The following is a 24,158-nucleotide window of genomic DNA, read 5'->3' as shown; positions in this document are numbered from 1 at the left end:
GTGCCCCCCTTAGAATAGACATTGGAATAAACCCCTGGTTTATCCGATGAAATTCTAGGGGGGCATTTTTTTATGCCAGCAGTTAAAGGTCAAAAGTTTAAACAGTATTCTTTCGAGATAAAGATGGAGGCAATACATCTTCACTTGGTGGAAGGCTGGACTTACCGCAGAATCATGGAGAAGTTTGGGATGACAGACAGACATCTACTCAAAGCCTGGATGAAAAAGTACAAAGAATCCGGTGAGTTTGGACTCATCGATCATCGCGGAAGACGCGAGACATACGTTGACCAAGACAGACAGATGAAGCGGTTGATACGTGAAAATGAAATGTTAAAAAAGTGCTTGGAAAACTGGATGCAGGAGATGAAAAACAAAGATATATGAGTGTCGAGAAAGCCGCAAAAGAGTATCCAGTGAGCGCACTTTGTCAGGTTTTTGGAGTCTCTAGAAGTGGCTACTATGCTTACCTCAAACGCAAAAGTCAAGATCGGGATCAAACAGACAAGGCACTTGTACAGAAAGTTTACGACCAATATAACGGAGTGTATGACTACCGCCAGATTCAGTTGTTTTTGCTACAGGACCACGGGGTCTGGATGAATCATAAGAAAGTACTACGGCTGATGCAGACGCTTGGAATCCGCTCACGAATTCGGCGGAAACATCGCTGTAATTACGCTTCTTCAACTGAAGGACGTGTTGCTAAAAACCTGCTGAAGCGTGACTTTAAAGCAGATAGAGCGAACCAAAAATGGGTCACGGACGTCACTCCATTCCGTGTGGGTGAGTCGTGGATCTATCTCTCTGCCATGAAAGACTTATTTAATAATGAGATTGTAGCCTATCACATGAGTCAGAGAAACGACAATCAGCTGGTGCTGCAGACCTTTGAGCATGTCTTTAACAAGACAAAAGACGTGACGGGACTGATCGTTCACAGCGATCAGGGATTCCAGTACACGTCCTATGCTTACCACGACATGCTGCCAAAGGTTGGCGCCCGAATCAGCATGTCACGCCGAGGAAATTGTTATGACAATGCCTCGATGGAGAGCTTCTTCTCGCATCTCAAAACGGAAGGGCTCTAGCCTTATGATATCCGAAATATGGACGAGGCACAAAGGCGAATTGAAGCGTATATCCATTTTTACAACCAACATCGACCACAACGAAAACTAAATAAACTGCCTCCGGTAGGGTTCCGGAACCAGTTTATAGCCTAGGGTGTTTTTTTCAATGTCTGTTAAATGGGGTCTTGACCATCTAATGGTCAGGGGATTTTTGTATTTGCATTATTTATTTGAATGATAAGTGAAGTTCAGCTTTTTAATTGAATATTAATTCATTTATATGTATAATAATTCAATTGTGATGAATAAAAACTACTGTTAAGGAAGTGTACTGTGACCATACATATTAGAGAAACTCAACCTGATGATCTGAAACCACTGACTGCATTGATGCATGACTATGTGGTGGGATTCTACAACAACCCATGGCCTGGAGATCAATCCATCCACCTTTTGATCAACAACCTGCTTAATCAGCAAATCGGTGCTCAATTCGTGGCAGTAGAGGACGGGAAGCTTATCGGATTTTCCACCTTGTTCTTCACCTACAGCACGATGAAAGCAGAGCGTGTAGCCATTATGAATGACCTTTTTGTTACGGAAACATTCAGAGAAGGTGAAGCGGAAGCCCAACTATTTGCACACTGCCAGCAATATACGCGTGAACATGGATGTGCTTATATGTCCTGGATCACCGCAGTAACTAATGAGCGTGCGCAGCAATTATTCGAACGTCTCGGGGCTACACGTGGTGATTGGGTAAACTATTCGATCTCATAGACTCTTTTTAACAAAAAAAGGACATGACTACATGCAGGTTTAACCTACTATGTTTCCATGTCCTATACTCCTTCGACCTTAGGATGTATCTCTATAAGCAAAAAAACTCATAGCCCGATAAAGTGTTAACCTGTCTAGGTTATACTATCTCTTGCTGTGTGCAGCCGCCTGCAGTCTTTCCAACACATCAACCGCTACCGTCTTGCTACCGAGATCCCCGTGGAAAACAACACCTTGTCGTTCCCCATGGTAATCCGATCCACCTGTTTCAATAAGATCATATTCCCTTGCCATCTCCACATACCTGCGTTCATCTTCCGGGCCATGGTCCGAATGAAATACTTCGATACCATCCGGACGGGAGTCTGCGATAATTCGACGTACCAATTCATCATCATTATAGAGACCCGGATGGGCAATAACAGCAGCTCCCCCTGCGGCTCTGATCCACTCGCACGCATCCTCTGGTGCAACTCGGGGGACAGATACGAAACCAGGCTTGCCTTCAGCAAGATATCGGTCGAATGCATCCCGCATGTCGACAGCATACCCCTTCTTCACCAACACATCAGCCATATGTGGTCTGCCGATACTCTCATCCGGCTCTAGCGGGCGTCCCAGCTCATCCAGTACCTCCTGCCAGCTTATATCAAGCCCCAGTTCCTGGAGCTTGCCAATAATCAGATGATTGCGCTCATCTCGCGCTTCTCTTAATCCGCGCAACCGTTGCAGGAACTGCTCATCCTCCGTATTCACGTAATAACCCAGCACATGAATATCTTTGCCGCCAGCCCGAGTGCTGATCTCAACACCTGCTACGACATCAATATCATACTCTTTCCCCGCTCGCTCTGCTTCTGCTACACCGGCCACTGTATCATGGTCGGTTAGGGCAACCGCAGATAGTCCTTTTTGCTTGGCAAGCTTCACATTATCAGCCGGTGGCTGCGTTCCATCGGAGGCCTGACTATGGGTATGAAGATCACAGCGTCCTAGGCTTTGATTCATGCATAACAGCTCCTTTCCTTCAAAAGTGGATTGTGATTAACTTATCTATTATTAATATTGCCTGCTATTATGCCTTACCTGTTTTGCGTTCGGGCTTATGTTGCTCCTGTTGACGCAGATAGTTCAGGAAAGCGACGGCTGACAGGGGCAACAAGGACGATTTTAGATGGATGGCATAGAACTGCCGTTTGAATTCAAGTCCACGGATATCCACAATATGAACGAGTCCCAGGGCCAGCTCATGCTGCACGGAAGAGGGGGATAACATCGTAATGCCTACTCCTGCCTCAACAGCCGATTTTACCGCTCCAGTACTGCCGAGTTCCATCACAACATTCATGTCCTGTGGATCAATCTTTTTCTTTTGCAATTGATCTTCCATCACCTGACGGGTTCCCGAACCCTTCTCACGAAGCACAAAGGGATAATTCATTACATCTTCAAGATTCACTTTGCTACGCTTAGCCAGATCATGCCCGGCAGGTACAATCAGTTTCAACTCGTCCTGCATAACAGGCTCTACAATCATGTCCGGGTGGTGCACTGGCGCTTCAATCAGACCAAAATTAAGCTGGTGCTTCAATATATCATCCATAATTTGCGTTGTATTCATCACTTTCATGACGATGGAAATATCGGGATATTGAAGTGCAAACGGTCCGAGCATGCGTGGGAGTACATATTCTCCGATCGTTAAACTGGCTCCAAGCTGGAGTCGGCCTTGTAACATCTGGGTAAACGCAGACATCGCCTCATCCGTCTGTCTGACCAGCTCCACACTCCGTTTCGCATGAGGCAATAACGTCCGGCCAGCCTCGGATAATTCTATTTTTTTGGTGGAACGATGTAATAGCTTGGTTCCAAAATAATCCTCCAGTGATTGAATCTGCATTGTTACTGCAGGTTGAGTCATATGTAATGCTTGTGCAGCAGCCGAGAAGCTGCCTTTCTCTGCTACCGTATAAAAAATATGCAATTGGTGAAAATTCATATCTTCGCCCCTCTTCGATTACACTCTCTACATTGTAGCCGATTTCTCGCTTGGCAACAAAAAAAGCATGCAGCTTGTCTGCATGCGATGATACTTGAATCTATGATTTCAACATATTAAATCTACTCAACTTACTTATGCTTGCGACTATTTTTGACCAGTGTCATTCTTCTTGAATGTCTTAACCATGAGTAATATGATTTCAGGTCCCTCAACTCAATGGTCTCCGACATACGTCCCAGAAACGTAACTACAATCATTTTGTGCAGCGGGTTGCCCGCAATATCATATTCTCCTTCAAGTTCGGAAAATTCGGCGACCACGACCAGATCCTCATCAATCAGGTAGACGTCCTGTTCATTACGGTAGTATGGTGTTATACGGTCCTGCTTCAGACACTCCCATAACCACGCTGCAATATGATCATCATCACTACGTGCAGGCTCAATACGGTCTGCATACCGCATCTTGGCATGATGGGTAATGACGATGTCGGCCACTTTCTTGTCTCCAAGAGCCACGAAAAACGGCTCGTAGGTGCTCCAACGTTGCATCACCTTATCACGCATGGGAATCACTCTCCACCAGATAGGACTTTCTATCTATTTATTACCAAATATATTACAACATAAGTCCCGTAACCTCAAGGCGTAAGTTTAACTTTTTTTCATAAAAGTCCGTTTGTGCATAATTCAAGAAAAGAGCGACCCCACAGGGTCCCTCCAGTTTCTCGTCTATATTCCGTAAAAGCTCGTTTTGTCCATGGTTTTACTGGCATACTCGGTTTTGATCTCGTTTCGATACGAACGTTCGATCTTGCGCACATAGGAAAGTCGCTTCACATTTTTCATCGTATCTTCTGCCCGTTCTGCATTAACATACATGACCACATAATGCATACGGCGGGAGATATAATGCACGGTGCCATATTTTTCGAGATTACGGGCAGCCTTCAAATCACTGACCCAAATAATGAATCCTGTCCTTTCCGCAAACATCATCGTCCCCGCCCTTCTATAATGGAGACCGGCGCCTAGAGGATGATTGTTGATCGGTCACTTAACCGAGCAAGCATTCATCCCCGGATGTTTGTTGATCGGTCACTTAACCGAGCAAGCATTCATCCCTAAAGGTCCGGTCTGTCATGAGTCTGAATTAATTACTCTATCCGATTGCTTAACTGCAACCACACTTGCCGCCACTACCGCAGCCGCCCTTCGGATTCGGATCATTGCTTGGTACCTTGATGGTCGTTGACACTGCGAATGCAATAGTCTCTGACATCTGGAATAACATATCATCCAGGGACTTCTCTGCCTGTTTGAAGCGGGCTACCGCCTCAAAATTTTCTAACTCCTGTTCCAGCGCTTCCACTTGGTCTTTCGCTGCATGGTAATCCGGGTGAAAATGACCAAAACGCTGTGTTTCTTCAAACAATTCCTTCTTGGCATTCAGCTTCCGAATCCCCATCTGAATCTCAGGGGTAGTCTCGACTTGCTGCTTCCAATATAAATAATCCGATACTTCGGCAGATTGGTTAATCATGTCGCCCAGTTCATATGCGCCCGTTAACACTTGTGCCATATCGACCGTGTTCATTTCCGCTACGCTCATGAAATATTCATCCTATCTATATATAAAGTTCTACTTAACGTAGACTACCTCATCATAGCATATCCATGAATAGTTAAGAAGAGTTTTTCCTGCAATTAGAAATAAGGGAAACTTGGAAATTCGTCTTTCAACCTGATACTCACTCAAATAGTTAGGTTATGACATCATCTGGCAGGATAAGACGCATTGTATCCCACTCCGACGGGGAGAATGTACGCCATTCTGTCTCTAATGAGCATTCACTTGAATCCAGAATACACCATCCGCTTAATGTCCATTTTTCATGCCCCTCTACCTGATGTGGAATGAGGTATTGTGTACAATGATTCTGTTGTATCCCCAGCTTGGTCTGCCACTCAATGGCTTTGGCAGCAATCTGTCGTGCTGTTGAACTGTGATATCGACGCCACTCCCTGTACCAGGTCTCAGGTATCTCCTCAATCCCTAACAGAGAGAACGTCTTCTCAATTACAGAATGATCACGCTCCATCCCATGCAAAAATGCAGGGATAATAACCAGACCTTGATTATCGGGTGTGTGGAAAGAATATACACCGCTCAAGACATCTTTTTCTAATGACTCCTGATCCTCTGTAGAGCCTGTACATAACTCCATGTTTCGATCTATAGTCAATGATGCAGTATCCGCTTCCTTTCCCCAACCCTTTAACGCAATACTTACATTCTCCGGCACGCCTGTCAGAGCATATTGATCCAGAAACTCCATCAATTCGTGTAATTCAAATCCTCTGGCTATAGCCAATACGACTCGCTCTCTTGTCATTCGATAAATGGACATCCGATCACGCGTAACCCGTTCGGCGCATTGCTCCAGCAACCAGATCACACCAGGCCCTGCTTCCGGTGGTACCAACATTTCAAAATCAGGCTGCACGTAAAATCCACACGGCTCCATCTCGCTCACCGCCTCATGCCCTCGATATAGCAAGCTCTGCGGGTTGATCAGCCAGCGGAATGCCATTTCTCCTGACGGATCTTCTCCAACCTCACCATAACCCCAGCCAGCCAATGCGTATAGCCAGTCCCTAATCTTTGGTTCCGAATTCGCATTTACTATACGGCACCATACGTTCTTCTCCGGAGTTAGCACTGCCAATTGATAACGAAAGTGCTGCAATGCTGGTTCAGCAGCCGCGTATCTTTCTACACAAGCTTGATACACTTCCCGGTACATCTGTTGCCACGAGAGCTTCAACCACTCTTGTAATTGACGATCTACGATCCGAATCCGCCCCTCTGCCTTCTGAACCAGTTTCAGACTGAGCAATAGGTCGAGAAGGATTGCAACGTGAACCGGATATAGATCTGAATGTTCATATCGAATCCCCAAACCTTCAAAGTCTGTAGCGGATAGTACTGTTATTGCACTTAATTTTTGAACCGTTCTCTTATGTATCGTACCTTTACCTGTCAAGGGTAGCCCTTCTCTTCCGATCCAAGCGATCAGATGAATCAGCTCTGCTGCGATATCCGGCTTTCCCTCCTGTACGACATGAGCACGCATCGTCATTTGTTCAACGGCAAGGCCCACTTTTTGCACACACGCAATCGTCAATGTCTCCAATCGGGAAGCAGGAATATAGAATAAACGTTCCCCCCAACTTTTATGAACAGATTCAATCCATCTTTGCTGCCTTAGGCTGGCAAATGAAGACTTGGCCTCTGCACCACTTAATCCTTCGATGGCCCACTGTTCTCTCGGGGGGAGAGAGGTAAAAGGCTGCCCGGCATGTTTGTGAAAAATTGCACCCAACACTTTTTGCTCCATTGAAGTGAGTTTTGACCATGAATCAATATCCAGTACCACAGGCTCATCTAATGGTTCAAATGAAGACATATCCTTTTCCCTCCTCTTTTCGCGAGTGTAAATGACCTATTCCGTTTCATGAACGATGTCATACTCATATCCCTGCTCTACCAAGAACATCTGACGGTTTAATGCAAAATCCTGTTCCTTACTATCCTCTGAAACCAGCGCATAGAAGTAAGCTTTGTTTTCTCCTGCTTTCGGTCTTAGAATTCGTCCCAACCGCTGTGCTTCTTCCTGCCTTGAACCGAAGCTCCCGGATATTTCAAGCGCAACCGCAGCATCTGGCAGATCCACGGCAAAATTGGCAACCTTGGACACAACAATCGTTTTAATCTCTCCACGCCGAAATGCGGAAAACCATTTGATTCGCTCTTGCTGTGACATTGTCCCAGAGATCAGAGGTGCTTCAATTTCCCGGGCAATCATCTCTAGTTGGTCCAGATATTGTCCAATCACCAGCGCAGGCAAATCTCGATGACGTTCCAGCAAACGCTTGACTACACGTATCTTTGCCGGATTCTCGGCAGCCAATCGAAATTGGTGCTTCACCTCGGCTTGGAGATAATTCGATCTTAGTTCCGGGGAGAACGGGATGCGTATCTCTTGACACTGTACATCGGCAATCCACCCTTGCTGCTCCAGTTGTTTCCATGGCATATCATAGAGCTTCGGACCAATCAGCGAAAATACATCCTGTTCACAGCCATCCTCTCGAACCAACGTGGCCGTTAATCCCAGCCTTCGAGTAGCTTGAATATCTGCAGTGGCACGAAACACCGGCGCTGGCAGTAAATGCACTTCATCATAAATGATCAGCCCCCATTGTCTCTCGCTGAGCAATTTGATGTGGGTAAAATCAGCATCCTTTGATTTCCGGTGTGTAAGAATCTGATATGTAGCTACAGTCACAGGTTTCACTTGTTTCTTCTGACCTGAATACTCACCAATCTGTTCACTGGTAATCGTTGTTTTGTCTTGAATCTCCTGAATCCACTGTCGCACAGACGTCGTATTGGACGTCAAAATAAGGCATTCACATTGAAGCCTTTCCAGAACGGCCATGCCAATGACCGTTTTGCCTGCCCCACAGGGTAGCACAAGCAAGCCACTTCCTCCCATGCCTTCACTGCCTTCAAATGCATCCACGGCCTCTTTTTGATAGGAACGCAACGCGAAATGCTCTGAGTTGTCCTCCGAATCATTGGTTCGCCATCCAAATGTAAGCTTGGTGCCCTCCCGATATCCCACGTAATCAAGCACCGGGTAACCCAGCCGAGTTAATTCCCTTTTTAATAACCCTCGCTGTTCCCCTGAGAGCAGAAGCTCATGGGCGTCCGTGCGTTCCATGCGAAAGGCTGCTATCGTTTTCAATCCACTTAACTCATCCAGCAACCGTTCATCCTCACTGTAAAGACGCATTCTGGCGTGATCTGCTTGAGAATGCAGCTTTAATTTGCCGTACTGATCCATGATCCTGCAAACATCCTGTATGAGTGCAGCAGGCACGTTCCAACGGGATACCAACTCCAGACTTGCGATGACCTGATCTGCATTCCATCCCAGTGCCGCCGCATTCCAGAGCGACAACGGAGTGATTCGATAGGTATGAAACGTCGCCGGTGTCTTGACCAGTTCTGAATACTTTCCTAGCTGCTCTCTTGCTCTCTCGAATCCGGGGTGGCCGACTTCCAGCAAAACCGTAAAATCCCGTTGAACGATACATGCATCCGTTCTTTCCGTATGTTCTGTTCCTCCCATGCGAGCCTTCCTCCTATCAAAAAAAGTCCAGTTCCGGTAAGTTCCGAAAATGAACCTCTATAAAAATACAAAAAAGCACCCTGCCCATACCTCGGTATGAACAGGATGCCCAACTGGCTATAAAGTCATTCTGCTGTGTAACCCTTGGCCATGGCGATAAACAATCTCACGGCTGTCTGCATGGCGTCTTCATCAAAATCAAACATCGGATGATGATGCGGATAGATCGCATTTTTATCCGGGTTGCCTGCTCCAACGAACATAAAGCACCCTGGAACCTGCTGAAGGTAATACGCGAAATCTTCCGCCGGCATCAGCATCGGGGACGCTTGTACACGGTCTGCCCCAAATACTTCAGTAGCTTCCCTGAAGAAGCGCGCAGTTTCCTGTTCATCATTCACCACAGGTGGGTATCCCATAATATATTTCACTTGAGTCTCCGCACCATACGCTGCCCCTGTCTGGGCTACCATGGTAAGTACTCGCTCTTTCATTGCATTTCGTGTCTCTTCATCAAACGTTCGCACTGTGCCGCTCATTTTGCACTGCTCTGCAATCACGTTTTGAGCGGAGCCAGCCTGCATTGTACCAATAGTCAGCACTGCTGGTTGCAATGGATCAACCGAACGGCTGACAACCGTCTGAAGCTGCATCACAAGCGCAGAACCTGCGATAAGACTGTCTATGGTGGATTGCGGCATCCCGCCATGCCCGCCTTTGCCTTTGATCTCAATGTAAAAGTCGTCCGCAGCGGCCATCATCGGCCCTGCTTTACTGGCAACAACACCTACAGGCAGTGGGGTCCACAGATGAATGCCGTATATGACATCCACACCTTCAAGCGCCCCATCCGCAATGACCTGGACTGCACCGCCAGGAAGCAGTTCTTCTGCCGGCTGGAACAAAAACCGAATTTCGCCCCGGATCTCCTGCTTGTGACGGCTGAAATACAATGCCGTACCCAGCAAGATCGAGATATGACCATCGTGGCCGCATGCATGCATCGCTCCTGCTTGTTGTGACGCATATTCTATATCCTTTTCATCCTGAATCGGCAGTGCATCCATATCGGCCCGCAGCATGACGACAGGCCCTGGCTTGTCCCCACGAAGTGTACCGATGACCCCGTGACCGCCAACATGACGTCTCACTTCAACGCCAAAGCTCTCCAACATATCCGCTACAAAAGAGGATGTCTTCTCCTCATGAAAGGAAACCTCAGGATTGCGATGAAGGTGACGCCGCCATTCCACCATGTGGATCTGCAGATCTTCCCACCATATATTATTAGTCATATCTCTCCACCCTTTCAATCATGAACGGGACTTGCATCAAGCCCGAACCTTCCTCTTCAAACCTATTGCTGTATATTGTAGCAGAATTGGAAGAAAACCGATACGAAACACCCCTGGAAAGCTTGCACGGGAAGGGGAAACATACTATCATGAACTAGAGAAATGCACGAGAAATTACACTCGGAAGCTGATGAGGAGGATCAAACGCTTATGATTTTTGAGAATACAGGCTTGGATGGCTTGAAGAGCGACTTGGCATACCTGGATGAGAGCGCCGAGAAAGTCGGATTTGTCCGGTGGCAATGGGAATATTACCGTGCTACATATGACTACAAAATTGAAGATGAACAAACCAAATCAGAATACTTTGTACGCATTAATACCCGCGCAGTGGAAGGCAAATTGGAAAAACCGGATACCGTCCTTGCTGTTGAAGCCGTTTATCTTGGCAAAGCTACCTTCCCTCACGGTCTGGATTATGACTCTTCCGTTCCGCAGCCAGTCGTGAAGCTGGCAGCCGAAAAATTACAGCAGCTCAAAGAACTGCTGGAAGCATAGGCTGGGCCAAACGATGAAACAACAAACGGCCCAAACGAAAACGAAGAGAGGCACGCCGGATTTTCAACTGCTAATCCTCACTTTATTGTTGGTGGGCTTCGGACTGGTGATGGTATTCAGCTCCAGTTCCAGCATTGCAATCGCAAGCGAAAGATTTAACAATGATGCCCTTTACTTCACGAAAAAACAACTTATGTGGGCGATTATCGGTCTATTTGGCATGTTTTTCGCCATGAATATCCGCTTCAACAAGTATAAAAAGCTTTATGCCCCATTTTTTCTGTTCACTACGGTCATGCTGGTGATTGTTTTGATCTCAGGCGCGGTATTGAACGGTGCACGAAGCTGGATTCACATTTTTGGTTTCAGTCTTCAGCCTGCGGAGTTCGCCAAAATTGCGATCATTCTCTATCTCTCTGCTCTTATTACCAAAAAAGGTGAGAAATTCAGAGTTTTCAAGACAGGATATTTTCCCGTCTTATTCATCGTTGGTTTCATCGCAGGACTGATCATGCTGCAACCAGACTTCGGTACTACCTTCATCCTGGTGTCCACCTGTGGTCTCTTGATTTATGCCGGCGGGGCCAGTATGAAACATATCCTGGGTTCGATTCTCCTGGTTGTACTCGGCGGAGCACTGGCTTTCGGAGCAAATTCCCTGTTTTCTTCAATGTCTCCTTCAGACACGACGACTGCTGCAACAGCGGTCACTGCTGAGCAGAACTACAAGATCGGACGTATTCAGGCTTTCCTGAATCCATTATCCGACATTAATGGCGGAAGTCTTAACCTCTACCGTTCCCTTGTTGCCATTGGAGATGGCGGCATGACGGGTTCCGGGATTGGACAAGGTACGATGAAGCTGCACTATTTGCCAAATGCGTACAATGACTTTATCTTCTCTGTGATCGGGGAAGAACTCGGATTCCTCGGAAGTACATTATTCCTTTTGGTTTATCTGTACTTCATCTGGCGAGGTATTATTGTCTCACTGCGTTGCCCTGATCCGTTCGGAACACTAGTCGGCATAGGTATCATGGGATTGATCGCAATACAGGCATTTATCAACATCGGCGGCGTAACTCAAACCATCCCGGTAACGGGGGTGACACTTCCGTTTATCAGTTATGGGGGTACCTCACTCTTTGTGATGATGGTTGCCATGGGCATTCTGCTCAGTATCTCTCGCACCAATAATCTGGACGTGATCAAGGAAGAGAAAACCAAGTCCGTGACTGTACAGACACAGACTCGCACCTCTCCTGCTCTTCGTTCACGGGAGTCCATCCGTCGAATTCGGTAAACGGGACTGTTCCTACAGAAACGGAGCTTGAGCCATTCAATTGAAAAGCAACACAGAAAAGGCTGTGCACCCGATTGGATGCACAGCCTTTTTGTGTGTACTGGGTACACTCTGTCTATCAAGATGAAGAACAAGGCCAATATGCCTCTGTACTCCATTGCGGATTGCGAAATTTTACAGATCGTCGCCTTTGAAAGATACGCCTTCTACCTTTACATTGACTTCAACCACGCGTAATCCGGTCATGGTCTCTACCGCTTCTCTTACATTCTGCTGAAGCATACGGGAAACTTCATGAATCGGGGTTTCGTACAGGACGATGATGCGCAGGTCAATGGCTGCTTCCAGCTGGCCGACCTCAACGCTCACGCCTTTCTGTACGTTTTTACCGCTGAGTCGCTTCGCCCAGCCCTCTGACAATCCTCCAGACATTGCGGCAATTCCGGGCGTTTCCATTGCAGCCATTCCGGCAATTTTCGCAACCACGTCATCGGCAATCCGGATGTTTCCGCTCTCCAGTTGAAGTTGTTCTGCCATGCCACATCCTCCTTCACTTCGTTACTCGTATTTTAAATCCTTTCCACCCCAAAAAGCAAATTAAACTCAAAAAGATGCGTTTACAACCTACCACCATTTGGTTATATTGAAATATGAAAATAATCTCATAAGCGTTTTACATGGCAATTCAAAACAAAATATTTTATAACCGAGGTGTTTGTTGTGAGAAACCGGATTTCATCCATTTTGCTGATTGCTTTCTTTGCACTCAGTGCCATCGCCCACTACATGAAATGGGATTCGATTCTACAGTTCGTGATATCAGCCATTTCGGTTATTTTTGTGGCCGGTTTTCTAGGTAAAGCCACCGAAAATGTGGCCCACTATGCCGGACAGCGGCTAGGTGGATTCTTGAATGCGACTTTCGGCAATGCAGCCGAATTGATCATCGCCATTTTCCTCGTCAAAGAGGGACTGTTCGACATGGTCAAAGCAAGTCTGACAGGCTCCATCATCGGAAACCTGCTGTTAGTGCTTGGGTTAAGTATTTTTGCTGGAGGACTCAAGTTCAAAATCCAGAATTATAATGTATCACTTGCAGGCCTGAATGGTTCCCTGATGATTGTTGCCATCATAGCCCTGTTTATTCCGGCAGTCTTTCTCAATACACATTCCATTACACAGAAAGACACCAATACACTTAGCCTCATCGTGGCCGGTTTGCTCATTCTCGCGTATATCGCCTGGTTACTATTCTCCATGGTGACGCACAAGAACTACCTTGCGGACGTCACTGAGGATCGTGATGAAGAGCTACCGCATGAGCATGCTCCGGCATGGTCCAAGAAAAAATCAATTCTCTACCTGGTGCTCGCAACGGTCATGGTTGCCTTCGTCAGTGAATGGCTGGTCGGGACGCTCGAAGTATTCACTTCGGAATTTGGACTTAGTGAGCTGTTTGTCGGTGCATTCCTTGTCGCCATCATCGGTAATGCAGCGGAACACAGTGCAGCCATCATGCTTGCCATGAAAAATAAAATCGGAGCAGCCGTCGAGATTGCTGTCGGCAGCAGCTTGCAGATTGCGCTCTTTGTTGCCCCTGTGCTGATTTTTGTCAGCTACTTCACAGGTAGAACCATGGATATCGTATTTACAACGATTGAGCTGGTCGCCATCGGCGTATCCGTATTTATTGCAAAGTCCATCACCCAAGATGGTTCAACGAATTGGTATGAAGGGCTACTCCTGCTCGTGGTATATATCATACTCGGTGTATCCTTCTTCCTGGTGTAACCTGTTCAAGTCCATCGCCAAGCCATCTTTTTAAAATAAACAAGCCACAAGAGGCAGCTCGAATATCCATGTCGAGCTGTCTCTTCGCTTATATACGTCTTCTGGGTGAGTTGCATCACAATCCCGTTCAGACGTACAAAAAAAGCATGCATAAACGCCTGCATGCCTTCTATTCTGACCCGCACGATTGCAGGCTATTGCTCATTCTTTTTGTTCAAGGCTTCATATAAAATTGCCAAATTCCGCTCAAGCGCGCTAACCAGCTGCTTACCTGCACCTTCTGGAAGGAGCCCTGCACGAACAGCAAAGTCAACTTCCTTGGAGAACCCATACATCTGTGTATCCAATACTTCCTCATAGAGAGGGCAGTAGCGGGTAGCCAGATTCTCCATCTGTACTTCAATAAGCTTCTGTATTTTATCTGCATCTTCTTGAAGAAGACTGATCGCTTTCAAATTCAGCTGGTCCTGCAGATCAGATGAAGTCATGCATTTTTCCCCCCTATGTCCCAAAAATCGCGTAAAGACGTTCTACCTCTAATATTAGACGAAATGAAGAGCTAATACAAGAACCTGACCAAAATAAGCCCACAAAGTGAAGCCTTCTATTTCAGCTTATTCCCGCTGTTCCAGGGATGTCCGGATGAGTATTCAAGTCATGCAATGCCAAAAAACACCCCTGCCAAAAACGCAGAGGTGCTTCTTGAGAGCTATTACTCAGATGCCATGCTTACATTCAGTCCATGCTTGGCAAACACTTCTGACATGGCTGCTTTCGCTTCAACTGCATCGGGACCATGAACATGCAGTTCATAGCTGTGCGTGCTGATCAGCGTTGTAAACAATCCGAGAATGCTTTTCACATCGATATACTTGTTCTCCGAATGAAGCACGATTGAAGAAGTAAACTTGCCTGCTGTTTGAGCAATTTCTACTACAGCCGCGTTATTACTCGACATAGGAATCCCTCCGTCTTTTTACTTTGGTATCATCTATTAATTACCACTACATGATACCGTGAATCCGCTTTCCTAGCAACAGCAAAATCCTGCTCTTACTTCAAACGGTCCGGATTGAGGCATTCCAGCTCAGGAATAACAAAGATACCGTCTTTACGAATCAACACATCATCAAAATAAATCTCTCCGCCACCATAATCCGGACGCTGGATCAACACCAGATCCCAGTGGATGGACGAGCGATTGCCATTGTCCGTTTCTTCATAAGCCTGACCCGGCGTAAAGTGCAAGCTTCCTGCGATTTTCTCATCAAACAGAATGTCCTTCATTGGGTGCAGGATATGCGGGTTGAATCCAATCGCGAATTCACCGATATGACGGGCACCCTCATCCGAATTCAGGATTTCATTCAAGCGCTCTGTATCGTTGCTTGTCGCTTCGATGATTTTGCCATCCTTGAACGTGAACTTGATATTTTCAAAAGTAACTCCATTGTACAGGGTTGGCGAGTTATAGCTAATCGTTCCGTTCACGGAGTTGCGTACAGGGGCACTGTACACTTCGCCATCCGGAATATTTTTTTGACCAGAGCATTTCTCTGCACCGATATCTTTAATGGAGAAGCTAAGTTCTGTTCCTGGTCCCGTGATGCGAACTTTGTCCGTCCGTTTCATCAGGTTAGCCAATGAGTCCTGTGCTTTGTCCATTTTGGCATAATCCAGGTTACATACGTCGAAGTAGAAATCTTCGAACGCTTCTGTACTCGTATTCGCGAGTTGTGCCATACTTGCGTTAGGGTAACGAAGTACAACCCATTTCGTATGTTTGACACGCTGTTCACTATGTACCGGGTGGGAGTACAAGGAATTGTACATTTTCATTTTTTCTTCCGGCACATCGGACAGATCATTCACATTTTCTCCCGCACGAATGCCGATATAACAATCCATCTGTTTCATACGGTTCAGATCAATCTCTGCCCACGTTTTCATCATTTCTTCTGTCGCATTTTTCAGCATAGCGCGCTGTACGGTTTTATCCGTCAACTGTACAAAGACGTTACCGCCTTTTTTACCTACTTCTTCAATAATCGCGTTAATCAGATCACGTTCCGATCCAATCATCTCAACCAATACATTTTCACCAGGCTGTACATCTACAGAATAGCCCACCAGGCTTGCTGCAAGCTTTTGAATTCTAGGGTCTTTCATCTTGGTAAAATCCTCCTGTCATCTGCCATACTTGAATTGAACAACGGTAAATTACGATACTATTGTAGCACGCGAACAGTCATCCCGTCAGCAGGCAGTCCCTCACTTCATTATTGATATGACTTGAAGTTTACATCCGTGACAAGGGCTTCTTTATTGTTTTTGTGTTTATTGTCCGTGTAACTCACCTGACTTTCAGAGGATAAGCGAAGAGGCAGACTGCTCTTTCGATCGACTGTGAGATGGTATACCGTCTGCACGCTCGCTTGTTTCATCATCTGTTGCATCGTTGCTTCACCCTGTTCCCATACTTTCTCCAGATCCTTCTCAAGCTTCTCCTTACGCGCTCCTTTCACCGTAGCTGCCTTATGCATATATTCTGACCTAATGGCGTTCATCTCGTCGTTTAGTTGGGCTACAGCCCATGCTTTGGCATCTTCCGGCGCAAGTTCAATCCGTAAGGTTCTGGTTCGACGACCGGACCCATACTCGGATTGAATCGTTTTATTTAACCCATCAATCTTCTCCAATTGAGCGATTGGATTAAAGCGGGAAAGAGAACCACGCAGCGGTTCATGCTGCGCAGACAGTGCCAACCATTGCCCTTGTTTCCGCTTGAAAGAGGCGCTAAACCCACTGGGCTGTCCGTTATTGTTTACAGCAGTCGTATGAATGCCCGTGCCCACAGCGGTTACCTCTCCAGGCAATCGGGTCTGCAGGGTAAGACGATCATGATTTTCCAGCTTCCCTTCAAATTTGAACTGATTCTCGAACAGTCCACTGTTCTCCCGTCGCAGTCCAGCTTCTCCCTCAAAACTTAATGTTTCTTTACCAGCTATCCCGGATAAAGCCAAGGAAAAAACTTCTTCAGGCGTTTGATCACGCTGGATTAATCCACAACCCGGAACGCCAATAATCACGATAATCACGAGTAACCATAAAGTACGTACCGACCGGCGGTTAAGCATGTTCATGTCCATCTTCACCTTTCCGTCAACTTTCTCCATAGATTGCCCTGCCCGTATTTGCTTATACTTCCTTCTATAAACAACTTGATCTTCAATACATAAAAAAGAGAGAACGACTCCGCAATCGGAATGGTTCTCTCTTAACGTGTTACTTCCTGTTCTTCTACAACGATTCTGTTCCGACCGCCATTCTTGGCGCTGTACAAAGCCATGTCAGCCCGATAAAACAAGGACTCCACACTAACCTTCTCATCCATCCAATTCCAATCGGCAATGCCACTGGATACCGTGACAAGAGGTCTGGTTTCCTCCGCGACTCTCCTTCGAATCACTTCCGCGTATTCTAACGCCTGGTGGACACTTACTTGCGGCATATAGATGGCCAATTCTTCTCCACCCCATCTGGCGCAGATGTCTTCAGGGCGAACAGAGCTGGTAACTATTTCACTTACTTGCTTCAGCACTTGATCGCCCGTCTGGTGTCCGAATGTATCATTGACCTGCTTGAACTGATCAATATCCACCACAATGAGCGAGCCACAGAATTCGTGAGCCTGACGCTCGTGAATTACACTATCCAGGTAATGCCTGACGTACAACCCTGTCAGCATATCCAGATTAGCCAAACGCCGAACCTCGGCATGAAGCGTGGCATTCGACAAGGCAAGTCCGATATGAATGGACAGCATCTGCAAGAGCCGATAATTATCATATGAAAAATATTGCTCTCTACTGTGTCCCAACAAAATGGCACCCTTCACTTCACCGTTGACTCTGATCGGTGATGCAATCAGTGACATGGATCCGGTATCTTCCATGAAAAAGGACGACACTTTATCATACTGCGCATAATTGGATATAATAAGTGGTTCCTCTGTTCGATACAGCAAGCCTGCGATACCGTAGTCTACAGAAAATGATTGGTGAAAAACATCTTTCACATTAGATGACATGACTTCAAAGTCATTCGTACTATCATTGAGTTGAAGAATGCAGCACGTTTCAGCCTGAAATATTTCCTTCAACTCTTGCTCGGATAGTTGATAAATCTCCGAAAGATGCAGGCTTTTGTTCAAGCGCTGGGTAAGGTCATTAATTAAACGAAGTTCCTGAATCAACATATTGGATTGTTCGTGCAACTTGGCGTTTTCAAAGGCCGTGCCTGCGGTGTCTACCATCATCGTAATTAATTGCAGATCTGATTCTTCCATGATCTCATCATTCATTTCGATATGGAACACACCGTATATGCCTTGTTTTCCTTTCAGAGGAAGACCCACTTCTATGATGCGATTCTCTCCAACATCTGAGCGAGAAATGATCAGCTTGCCTTCCATAAACGAACGCACACATATATCTTCCCCTCGTTCGTGTACCAGCAACGGTATAATCCGAGGATTAAAGTTACTCTGATCCTGAGACATATAGAGTTTGATATACGTAGCTGGGTACAAATAGTCCATACTGTCAAATACTTCATCCAATATAGCGTCGACATCCATTTTGTCATGCATTCGCTGAACAATTTGAAAGAGGATAGACCTCCGGTGTTCTTCACGTGCTGTGTGTTCATGAGCATGTAACAGGTCCGTCATAAATATGTATTCAAATCTTCGGTAAAAGCAGGTGCGGTAATGCAATGCCTCAGATCGAACCACAGCTTCAGACGTTTCATATCGATTGGATTCATAGATTACAGCAGTGAATACGGCAAACATATCCTTGTTCATTCTAGAGAATAAAGGATGTGTTATTAGAAGATATTCTCCACGTTCGCTTGTTCCTCTGAAGGACAGGACCTGTCTTTTATCGATACATTCCAATACAAGACTGTGTATATCCACACCCGAATCAACTTTGCGATTGCTGTCGTACCCTATACAATTACCATCCGTGTTCCATACGCTGTAAAATGTTGATGTCCTGGTCCGTCCTGAATCTACTTTGGAGTTCCAGTCACGGTAAGCCTGCTCTAGCAAGCTGCCCAAATATGAAAAATCAAAAGGTGTGATATCCATTTTTTGCATCCACAACACATGCTCTTCATGAGAATGAGGAGCGGCAAAAGATGCGGAATCGCCCGAACTTCGTGAATTCAAGCTGGCAGGTAAACTTCTTAGATGTTCTAACATGTCAGGCGCTCCTTTGCACCGTTTTTGCATCCATCAGGATGCATTAATCTGCAGACGTTATCGCAAACCTGCAAATTCGTTGCGATAACCTTGTTACATAAAGATGATTTAAAGTTAAGACACAATCTATTTTACTCTGTTTAAAGCTTTTTTGCATCCATATTTCAGAAAATTGTCCCATTATTTTAGGCCCAATGACCTATCGACAAATTTAGACGTTTTTTTGCTTTTATTCTACGCTTGACTTTGTTTCTCTTAAACTGTAATATAAATTGTTGATGAAGACTACTAATGGGTCTTTAAATTTGGGCATTACCGGTTGTGTCACCCTCATTCTTTTTGTTGCTTTCAGGACAGCGGCTGAACTTTCCTGATCGTTCTATGCGAGGCCAAGCCCGCATCAACAAATTGGAGCGCAAACAGAGCCCTAATATGAACTTTAACTAAAAAGGAGCTACTTTAAACATGGCACGTTACACTGGTCCTAAATTTAAATTGAGCCGTCGCCTCGGCATTTCCCTGAGTGGAACAGGCAAAGAATTGAAACGTCCTTTCCCTCCAGGTCAGCACGGAGCTAACCAACGCAGAAAAATGAGCAACTACGGTATGCAATTGCAAGAAAAACAAAAATTGCGCCACATGTACGGTTTGGGCGAGAAGCAATTCCGCACACTGTTCTCTAAAGCTCAAAAAATGCAAGGTATCGCCGGCGAAAACTTCATGTTCTTGCTTGAGTGCCGCCTTGACAACCTCGTTTACCGCCTTGGGTTTGCTAACTCCCGCGCTGGAGCGCGTCAGTTGGTATCACACGGTCACGTAACTGTAAACGGCAAAAAAGTCGATATCGCTTCTTACCAAGTAAGCACTGGCGATGTAATCGGCTTGCGTGAGAAGAGCCGCGCTCTTTCTTCCATTAAAGAAGCTTTGGAAGGCCGTTCGCATCTTCCAGCATACGTTGAATACAACGAAGCAGCTGTAGAAGGTAAATTCATCCGCTTGCCTGAGCGCGCTGAATTGTCCCAAGACATCGATGAAAAACAAATCGTCGAGTTCTACAACCGTTAATCGTTGCAATCACATTAAAGTTTCAATCCAAACAGCTGTCGAGATTTTCTCGGCAGCTGTTTTTCTATGCATTTTTCTATCATTTGAGCCCTGATTGCATTTAACACGAAATCCATTTACGACAAAAGCCTGCAGTCTAATGAGCAGATTGAGCATGTCTCAGCCATTGCGCAGCAGATATCAGCAGGATCACAGCAGGTTGATGCCACCTGTGTGCAACTCAAAAACATTGGTCATGAGACAGCAAATCACCCGACTCGTGTTGCCTCTGCTTCTGAGGAACAACTTGCATCTATGGAAGAGATTACAGCTGCATCTGCATCGCTGACTAGTCTAACCCAAGAACTTGTAGAACTGATTCAACGCTTCAGAACCTGATGTAGAAGAACTCAAATACGACACTTCATTCAGGCCACCCTATGCACCTCAGCATGGAGGTGGCCTGCTTATTTTTGGCTTACAACTCATGAAATGTGCTTCAATATCGCATGATATATAGCATAATCCATGGCAGAATGGCAAATTTCGACCATTACTTGTATTTCTCAGGCATGCAAACCCGCCTTTTTATGCTATAATAAGTGCTGTTAAAAGGAGGAAGACACTGAATGGTTGATGTTAATAAGAAAAAGCCCGATGAACAGCCTGCACGCAAGCGTAGCTTTGCCCGCAGACTGGGAACTTTCGTCAAATGGATGGTTGTCCTTGGATTTATGGGGGCACTATTTGCAGGCGGTGCTTTGATGGGATACGTCAGTTCCATTGTGAAAGACGAGCCTGTCCGTTCAAGGGCCCTGATTGAACAAAAAGTCAGCGAAAACTCCATCACAGGCTTTGCTTACTTTGCCGACGGCAGTCCGATCGGTCAATTACGTACGGAAGAAGACAGGCGTCCGGTCACTACGGACCAGATCCCACAAAAGGTTATTGATGCTGTCATTTCGATTGAAGACAATCATTTTTACGAACATAAAGGTGTAGACATGAGCGGAACGCTCCGTGCCGTGAAACAAAAAGTGCTGAAAGAATCAGTACAAACCGGCGGTAGTACACTGACTCAGCAATTAGCACGTCGTGTATTTCTAAATCTGGACCGTACGGAAGATCGGAAAGTGAAAGAAATCTTGCTTTCACTCCGACTTGAACGTTTCCTGACCAAAGACGAGATCATGACAGCCTATTTGAACAAGGTTCCTTTTGGTAATGGTTCCAGCGGATACAACGTTTACGGAATTAAGGCGGCTGCCAAAGGACTGTTCAACATTAATGATCTTGAAAAAATCAATATTGCTCAAGCTGCCTATCTTGCTGGATTGCCACAACTACCCTCCTCTTACTCTGCCTTTAACGGTAAAGGCGATTTTGTAGAGGAAAATTTTGACCGCGCAATCAATCGTCAGCATCTGGTATTACGCCGTATGCTTGAACTGGGTAAAATCAATCAATCCCAGTACGATGAAGCACTTGCATTTGATATCAAAAGTTCACTCGCTCCGAAGACCATCAAGGCTTACAATACTTATCCATATCTTATGATGGAAACGGAACGACAAGCTGCACAGATTTTGATGAAACAATTGAATTCAGACACAGCTGAATCCGGCAGCGAAGCTACAGATGACGAAACACCTCAGAAGGAAAGCAGTGCACTATTGGAAGAAGCCCAGACGCAATTGCGTACAGGCGGATATCGCATCTACACAACCATCAACAAAAACATATACAAAACGATGCGTACCATTGCCGAAGATGACAGCAATTTCTCAACAGATGATCCTGTCAAAGGGAAAGAACAAACTGCTGCCATCCTGATTAATCACAAAACCGGTGCTATTCTAGGTATGATTGAGGGACGGGATTTCCAGGACGAACAGATGAACTATGCAACACAGATGGTGCGTCAGCCAGGTTCAACGATGAAACCTATTGCAGCTTATCTGCCAGCTCTGGATGAAGGCCTTGTCCAACCTGCTTCTATTATTGATGACTCACCGATCATCCTCAAAAATGGTCCGAGCGGCTACCACATTGCCAAGAATGCCAACAACCGGTATCAGGGACTGGTTACTGCCCGCAGAGCAATGAATTATTCTCTTAATATACCGGCTCTGAAGTTGTTTAATGAAGAAGTAGGGATCGAGAAGGCTTGGACCTTCGCCAAGAAACTGGGGATTACCACCATTCAGAAGGAAGACTATCAGGCTCAGACAGGTGTTCTCGGAGGGCTCCAATACGGTGTAACCGTTGAAGAACTGACCAGTGCCTATGGTGCCATCGCCAATAATGGTGTGTATAACGATTCTTACATGATTAGCAAAATTGTAGATTCCCAGGGAAACATCGTCTATAAACACGATACTGAACCTGTGCAAGCCTTCTCGGAGCAAACAGCATACCTGATGACCGATATGCTGCGGACCGTTATTACGGAAGGTACGGCAGATAAAGTACGAGAGAATTACAAATATTCCAAGAGTGTGCCGATCGTAGGTAAAACGGGTTCCACTCAAAACTATGCGGATGTTTGGTTTGAAGGATACACACCAGATGTCACACTTGGCGTATGGGTTGGATACAAACAGCCAGTGAATACGCTGGAAAGCAAATCACAGAGAAAACGTGCGCAACAACTGTGGTCGAAAATCCTGAATGAAGTGATCGATACGCAAAAAGATCTGTTCGTCACGGATTCGTTCCAAAAACCATCTGGTATTGAAACGCGGACGGTATCGGCCTACAGTGGCAAATTACCAACATCACTGACTGACAAATTTGTTACGGATATCTTCAACAGCAAATTCGTTCCTAAGGATAGCGATGACGGTGTTGCCAAAGCCAAATACATTACTTTCAATGGTGTAAACTATATTCCGCGTGATGGAACACCTTCGGACATGTTGAAAGAAAAAACGGTAATCAAGCGTAAAAAACCAATTTCGGATCTCATCAAAGAATTGCAAAATGCATTCTCACGTATGAGTCGACATGAGTCACTTGCTTATTACCTCCCTGAAGATGCAGATGCAGACATGCCGACACAGATCGATCCAAGAACAGATAACGGCAAAGCTCCTGATGCACCAGGTAACGTAAGAATCTCGACCTCAGGCGACCGAGCTGTAATCACATTCAATGCCACACCTGAAAATGATGTCGTGGGGTATCGTCTGTACCGGTCTGTAAACGGTGGAGGATTCCAGAACCAGGGTCAGGTTGTCCTGACGGGTGAATCCAGATCATTCTCGGCATATGCCGCGCAAGGTGGCAGCTTCGCCTTCTATGTGACTGCAGTGGATGTTGCAGGCAGAGAGTCTGCTCCAAGCGCTACAGTCAATAGCACGGGAAGTGTAGTCCCTCCTGTGGAAGAAGAGATCAATGAACCGATTGAAGTTCCAGGTACAGTCATCACTCCAGGAGAAACGCAGAACGATAGTGCCACAACGACAGCCCCAGGCACACCTGGTCAAGTCAGCGTATCTGCTCTCACTCAAGGACTGCGCATTCAATGGGCGTCCAATCCGAACACAGATAGTTACGCTGTATATTACAGTGAAACAGGCTCGGCTCCTTACACCAAAATTGGAACAACGTCGGGAACTACCATGGATTATGGAGTGCCTGCGTCTACCAGTGGATGGTTCAAAGTATCTGCCAGCAACAGCGCGGGTGAATCCGAGCCTTCTGCAGCCGTACATTTTCAACCCTGATTCAACGTAGTGATCCACAAAAAGCCGCATCCTCAGACCGTATATGAGGGTGCGGCTTTTTCATGTGCTTGTGCAGCTAAAAGCCCGCTTCATGCCGTGGGCATAAGCGGGCTTC

General features: G+C 46.0%; 24 protein-coding genes. 10 read left to right on the top strand and 14 right to left on the bottom strand.

Translation table 11 applies throughout. From position 1 onward, the window contains the following. Positions 1–72 precede the first annotated feature (72 nt). The 4 genes from AC4G47_RS09555 to AC4G47_RS09540 all read left to right on the top strand — a co-directional run bounded on the left by AC4G47_RS09555 (position 73) and on the right by AC4G47_RS09540 (position 1,853). A complete protein-coding gene (locus AC4G47_RS09555) occupies positions 73–387 on the top strand; it encodes a helix-turn-helix domain-containing protein (protein WP_491105838.1) in 315 nt (104 codons plus the stop codon). Further along, entirely contained in the window at positions 384–1,091 is a 708-nt protein-coding gene (locus AC4G47_RS09550) for an IS3 family transposase (protein WP_491105837.1), read from the top strand. The genes AC4G47_RS09555 and AC4G47_RS09550 overlap by 4 nt, the downstream gene beginning before the upstream one ends. A gap of 18 nt (positions 1,092–1,109) precedes the next feature. Continuing rightward, positions 1,110–1,226, top strand: coding sequence for an IS3 family transposase (locus AC4G47_RS09545; RefSeq protein ID WP_491105836.1), 117 nt, complete (start codon positions 1,110–1,112; stop codon positions 1,224–1,226). A gap of 180 nt (positions 1,227–1,406) precedes the next feature. Next, positions 1,407–1,853, top strand: a complete 447-nt coding sequence (locus AC4G47_RS09540) for a GNAT family N-acetyltransferase (protein ID WP_491105835.1) — start codon at positions 1,407–1,409, stop codon at positions 1,851–1,853. Positions 1,854–1,997: 144 nt separating this feature from the next. Here the strand turns inward: AC4G47_RS09540 and AC4G47_RS09535 are convergent, their stop codons facing one another. From AC4G47_RS09535 to AC4G47_RS09500, 8 genes are all read right to left on the bottom strand, one after another. Continuing rightward, entirely contained in the window at positions 1,998–2,861 is an 864-nt protein-coding gene (locus AC4G47_RS09535; RefSeq protein ID WP_491105834.1) for a PHP domain-containing protein, read from the bottom strand. Between the two features lie 67 nt (positions 2,862–2,928). Beyond that, positions 2,929–3,852: a selenium metabolism-associated LysR family transcriptional regulator gene (locus tag AC4G47_RS09530; protein ID WP_458123274.1), complete on the bottom strand. Its 924-nt coding sequence runs from the start codon at positions 3,850–3,852 to the stop codon at positions 2,929–2,931. 131 nt (positions 3,853–3,983) lie between these two features. Continuing rightward, positions 3,984–4,421 carry a hypothetical protein gene (locus AC4G47_RS09525; protein ID WP_017687436.1) on the bottom strand — a complete coding sequence of 146 codons (438 nt, stop codon included), beginning with the start codon at positions 4,419–4,421 and terminating at the stop codon, positions 3,984–3,986. 165 nt (positions 4,422–4,586) lie between these two features. Continuing rightward, positions 4,587–4,850: a YlbG family protein gene (locus AC4G47_RS09520; RefSeq protein WP_095290540.1), complete on the bottom strand. Its 264-nt coding sequence runs from the start codon at positions 4,848–4,850 to the stop codon at positions 4,587–4,589. Positions 4,851–5,028: 178 nt separating this feature from the next. Continuing rightward, complete coding sequence (locus tag AC4G47_RS09515; RefSeq protein WP_458123275.1) at positions 5,029–5,466, bottom strand: YlbF/YmcA family competence regulator; 438 nt, start codon at positions 5,464–5,466, stop codon at positions 5,029–5,031. Between the two features lie 151 nt (positions 5,467–5,617). Continuing rightward, a complete protein-coding gene (locus tag AC4G47_RS09510) occupies positions 5,618–7,324 on the bottom strand; it encodes a helicase-associated domain-containing protein (RefSeq protein WP_491105833.1) in 1,707 nt (568 codons plus the stop codon). Between the two features lie 36 nt (positions 7,325–7,360). Continuing rightward, positions 7,361–9,055, bottom strand: a complete 1,695-nt coding sequence (locus AC4G47_RS09505; RefSeq protein ID WP_491105832.1) for a DNA repair helicase XPB — start codon at positions 9,053–9,055, stop codon at positions 7,361–7,363. A 125-nt stretch (positions 9,056–9,180) separates the two neighbouring features. Then, positions 9,181–10,350 carry a M20 family metallopeptidase gene (locus AC4G47_RS09500; protein WP_491105831.1) on the bottom strand — a complete coding sequence of 390 codons (1,170 nt, stop codon included), beginning with the start codon at positions 10,348–10,350 and terminating at the stop codon, positions 9,181–9,183. A 210-nt stretch (positions 10,351–10,560) separates the two neighbouring features. Between AC4G47_RS09500 and AC4G47_RS09495 the strand changes: the two genes are divergently transcribed. Next, positions 10,561–10,908, top strand: coding sequence for a YugN family protein (locus tag AC4G47_RS09495; protein ID WP_062835371.1), 348 nt, complete (start codon positions 10,561–10,563; stop codon positions 10,906–10,908). Between the two features lie 13 nt (positions 10,909–10,921). After that, positions 10,922–12,211: a putative lipid II flippase FtsW gene (ftsW, locus tag AC4G47_RS09490; protein ID WP_491105830.1), complete on the top strand. Its 1,290-nt coding sequence runs from the start codon at positions 10,922–10,924 to the stop codon at positions 12,209–12,211. Between the two features lie 174 nt (positions 12,212–12,385). On the opposite strand, the gene AC4G47_RS09485 is transcribed toward ftsW, so the two are convergent. Further along, positions 12,386–12,748 (bottom strand): Asp23/Gls24 family envelope stress response protein, encoded by a 363-nt coding sequence (locus tag AC4G47_RS09485; RefSeq protein WP_017687428.1) that lies wholly within the window; start codon positions 12,746–12,748, stop codon positions 12,386–12,388. Between the two features lie 183 nt (positions 12,749–12,931). Here AC4G47_RS09485 and cax point away from each other — a divergent pair, with 183 nt between their 5' ends. Further along, positions 12,932–14,002, top strand: coding sequence for a calcium/proton exchanger (gene cax, locus AC4G47_RS09480; RefSeq protein WP_074095776.1), 1,071 nt, complete (start codon positions 12,932–12,934; stop codon positions 14,000–14,002). 194 nt (positions 14,003–14,196) lie between these two features. On the opposite strand, the gene AC4G47_RS09475 is transcribed toward cax, so the two are convergent. From AC4G47_RS09475 to AC4G47_RS09455, 5 genes are all read right to left on the bottom strand, one after another. Beyond that, complete coding sequence (locus AC4G47_RS09475; RefSeq protein WP_017687426.1) at positions 14,197–14,490, bottom strand: Fpa/YlaN family protein; 294 nt, start codon at positions 14,488–14,490, stop codon at positions 14,197–14,199. 224 nt (positions 14,491–14,714) lie between these two features. After that, complete coding sequence (locus AC4G47_RS09470) at positions 14,715–14,960, bottom strand: HPr family phosphocarrier protein (RefSeq protein WP_145322869.1); 246 nt, start codon at positions 14,958–14,960, stop codon at positions 14,715–14,717. A gap of 95 nt (positions 14,961–15,055) precedes the next feature. Beyond that, positions 15,056–16,171 carry an aminopeptidase gene (locus AC4G47_RS09465; RefSeq protein WP_491105829.1) on the bottom strand — a complete coding sequence of 372 codons (1,116 nt, stop codon included), beginning with the start codon at positions 16,169–16,171 and terminating at the stop codon, positions 15,056–15,058. A 110-nt stretch (positions 16,172–16,281) separates the two neighbouring features. Then, positions 16,282–17,178 carry a hypothetical protein gene (locus AC4G47_RS09460; RefSeq protein WP_491105828.1) on the bottom strand — a complete coding sequence of 299 codons (897 nt, stop codon included), beginning with the start codon at positions 17,176–17,178 and terminating at the stop codon, positions 16,282–16,284. Between the two features lie 101 nt (positions 17,179–17,279). Then, a complete protein-coding gene (locus AC4G47_RS09455; protein ID WP_491105827.1) occupies positions 17,280–19,271 on the bottom strand; it encodes a sensor domain-containing diguanylate cyclase in 1,992 nt (663 codons plus the stop codon). A 465-nt stretch (positions 19,272–19,736) separates the two neighbouring features. On the opposite strand from AC4G47_RS09455, the gene rpsD reads away from it, so the two are divergent. The 3 genes from rpsD to AC4G47_RS09440 all read left to right on the top strand — a co-directional run bounded on the left by rpsD (position 19,737) and on the right by AC4G47_RS09440 (position 24,043). After that, positions 19,737–20,336: a 30S ribosomal protein S4 gene (gene rpsD / locus AC4G47_RS09450; protein ID WP_307416792.1), complete on the top strand. Its 600-nt coding sequence runs from the start codon at positions 19,737–19,739 to the stop codon at positions 20,334–20,336. A gap of 213 nt (positions 20,337–20,549) precedes the next feature. Then, positions 20,550–20,714 carry a hypothetical protein gene (locus AC4G47_RS09445; RefSeq protein ID WP_491105826.1) on the top strand — a complete coding sequence of 55 codons (165 nt, stop codon included), beginning with the start codon at positions 20,550–20,552 and terminating at the stop codon, positions 20,712–20,714. 230 nt (positions 20,715–20,944) lie between these two features. Next, positions 20,945–24,043, top strand: coding sequence for a transglycosylase domain-containing protein (locus tag AC4G47_RS09440; protein WP_491105825.1), 3,099 nt, complete (start codon positions 20,945–20,947; stop codon positions 24,041–24,043). Positions 24,044–24,158 lie beyond the last annotated feature (115 nt).

Source organism: Paenibacillus sp. Negev47, assembly GCF_058313655.1.
The sequence above is the reverse complement of the archived record's forward strand: the minus strand, read 5'-3'. Positions and strand labels throughout refer to the sequence as shown.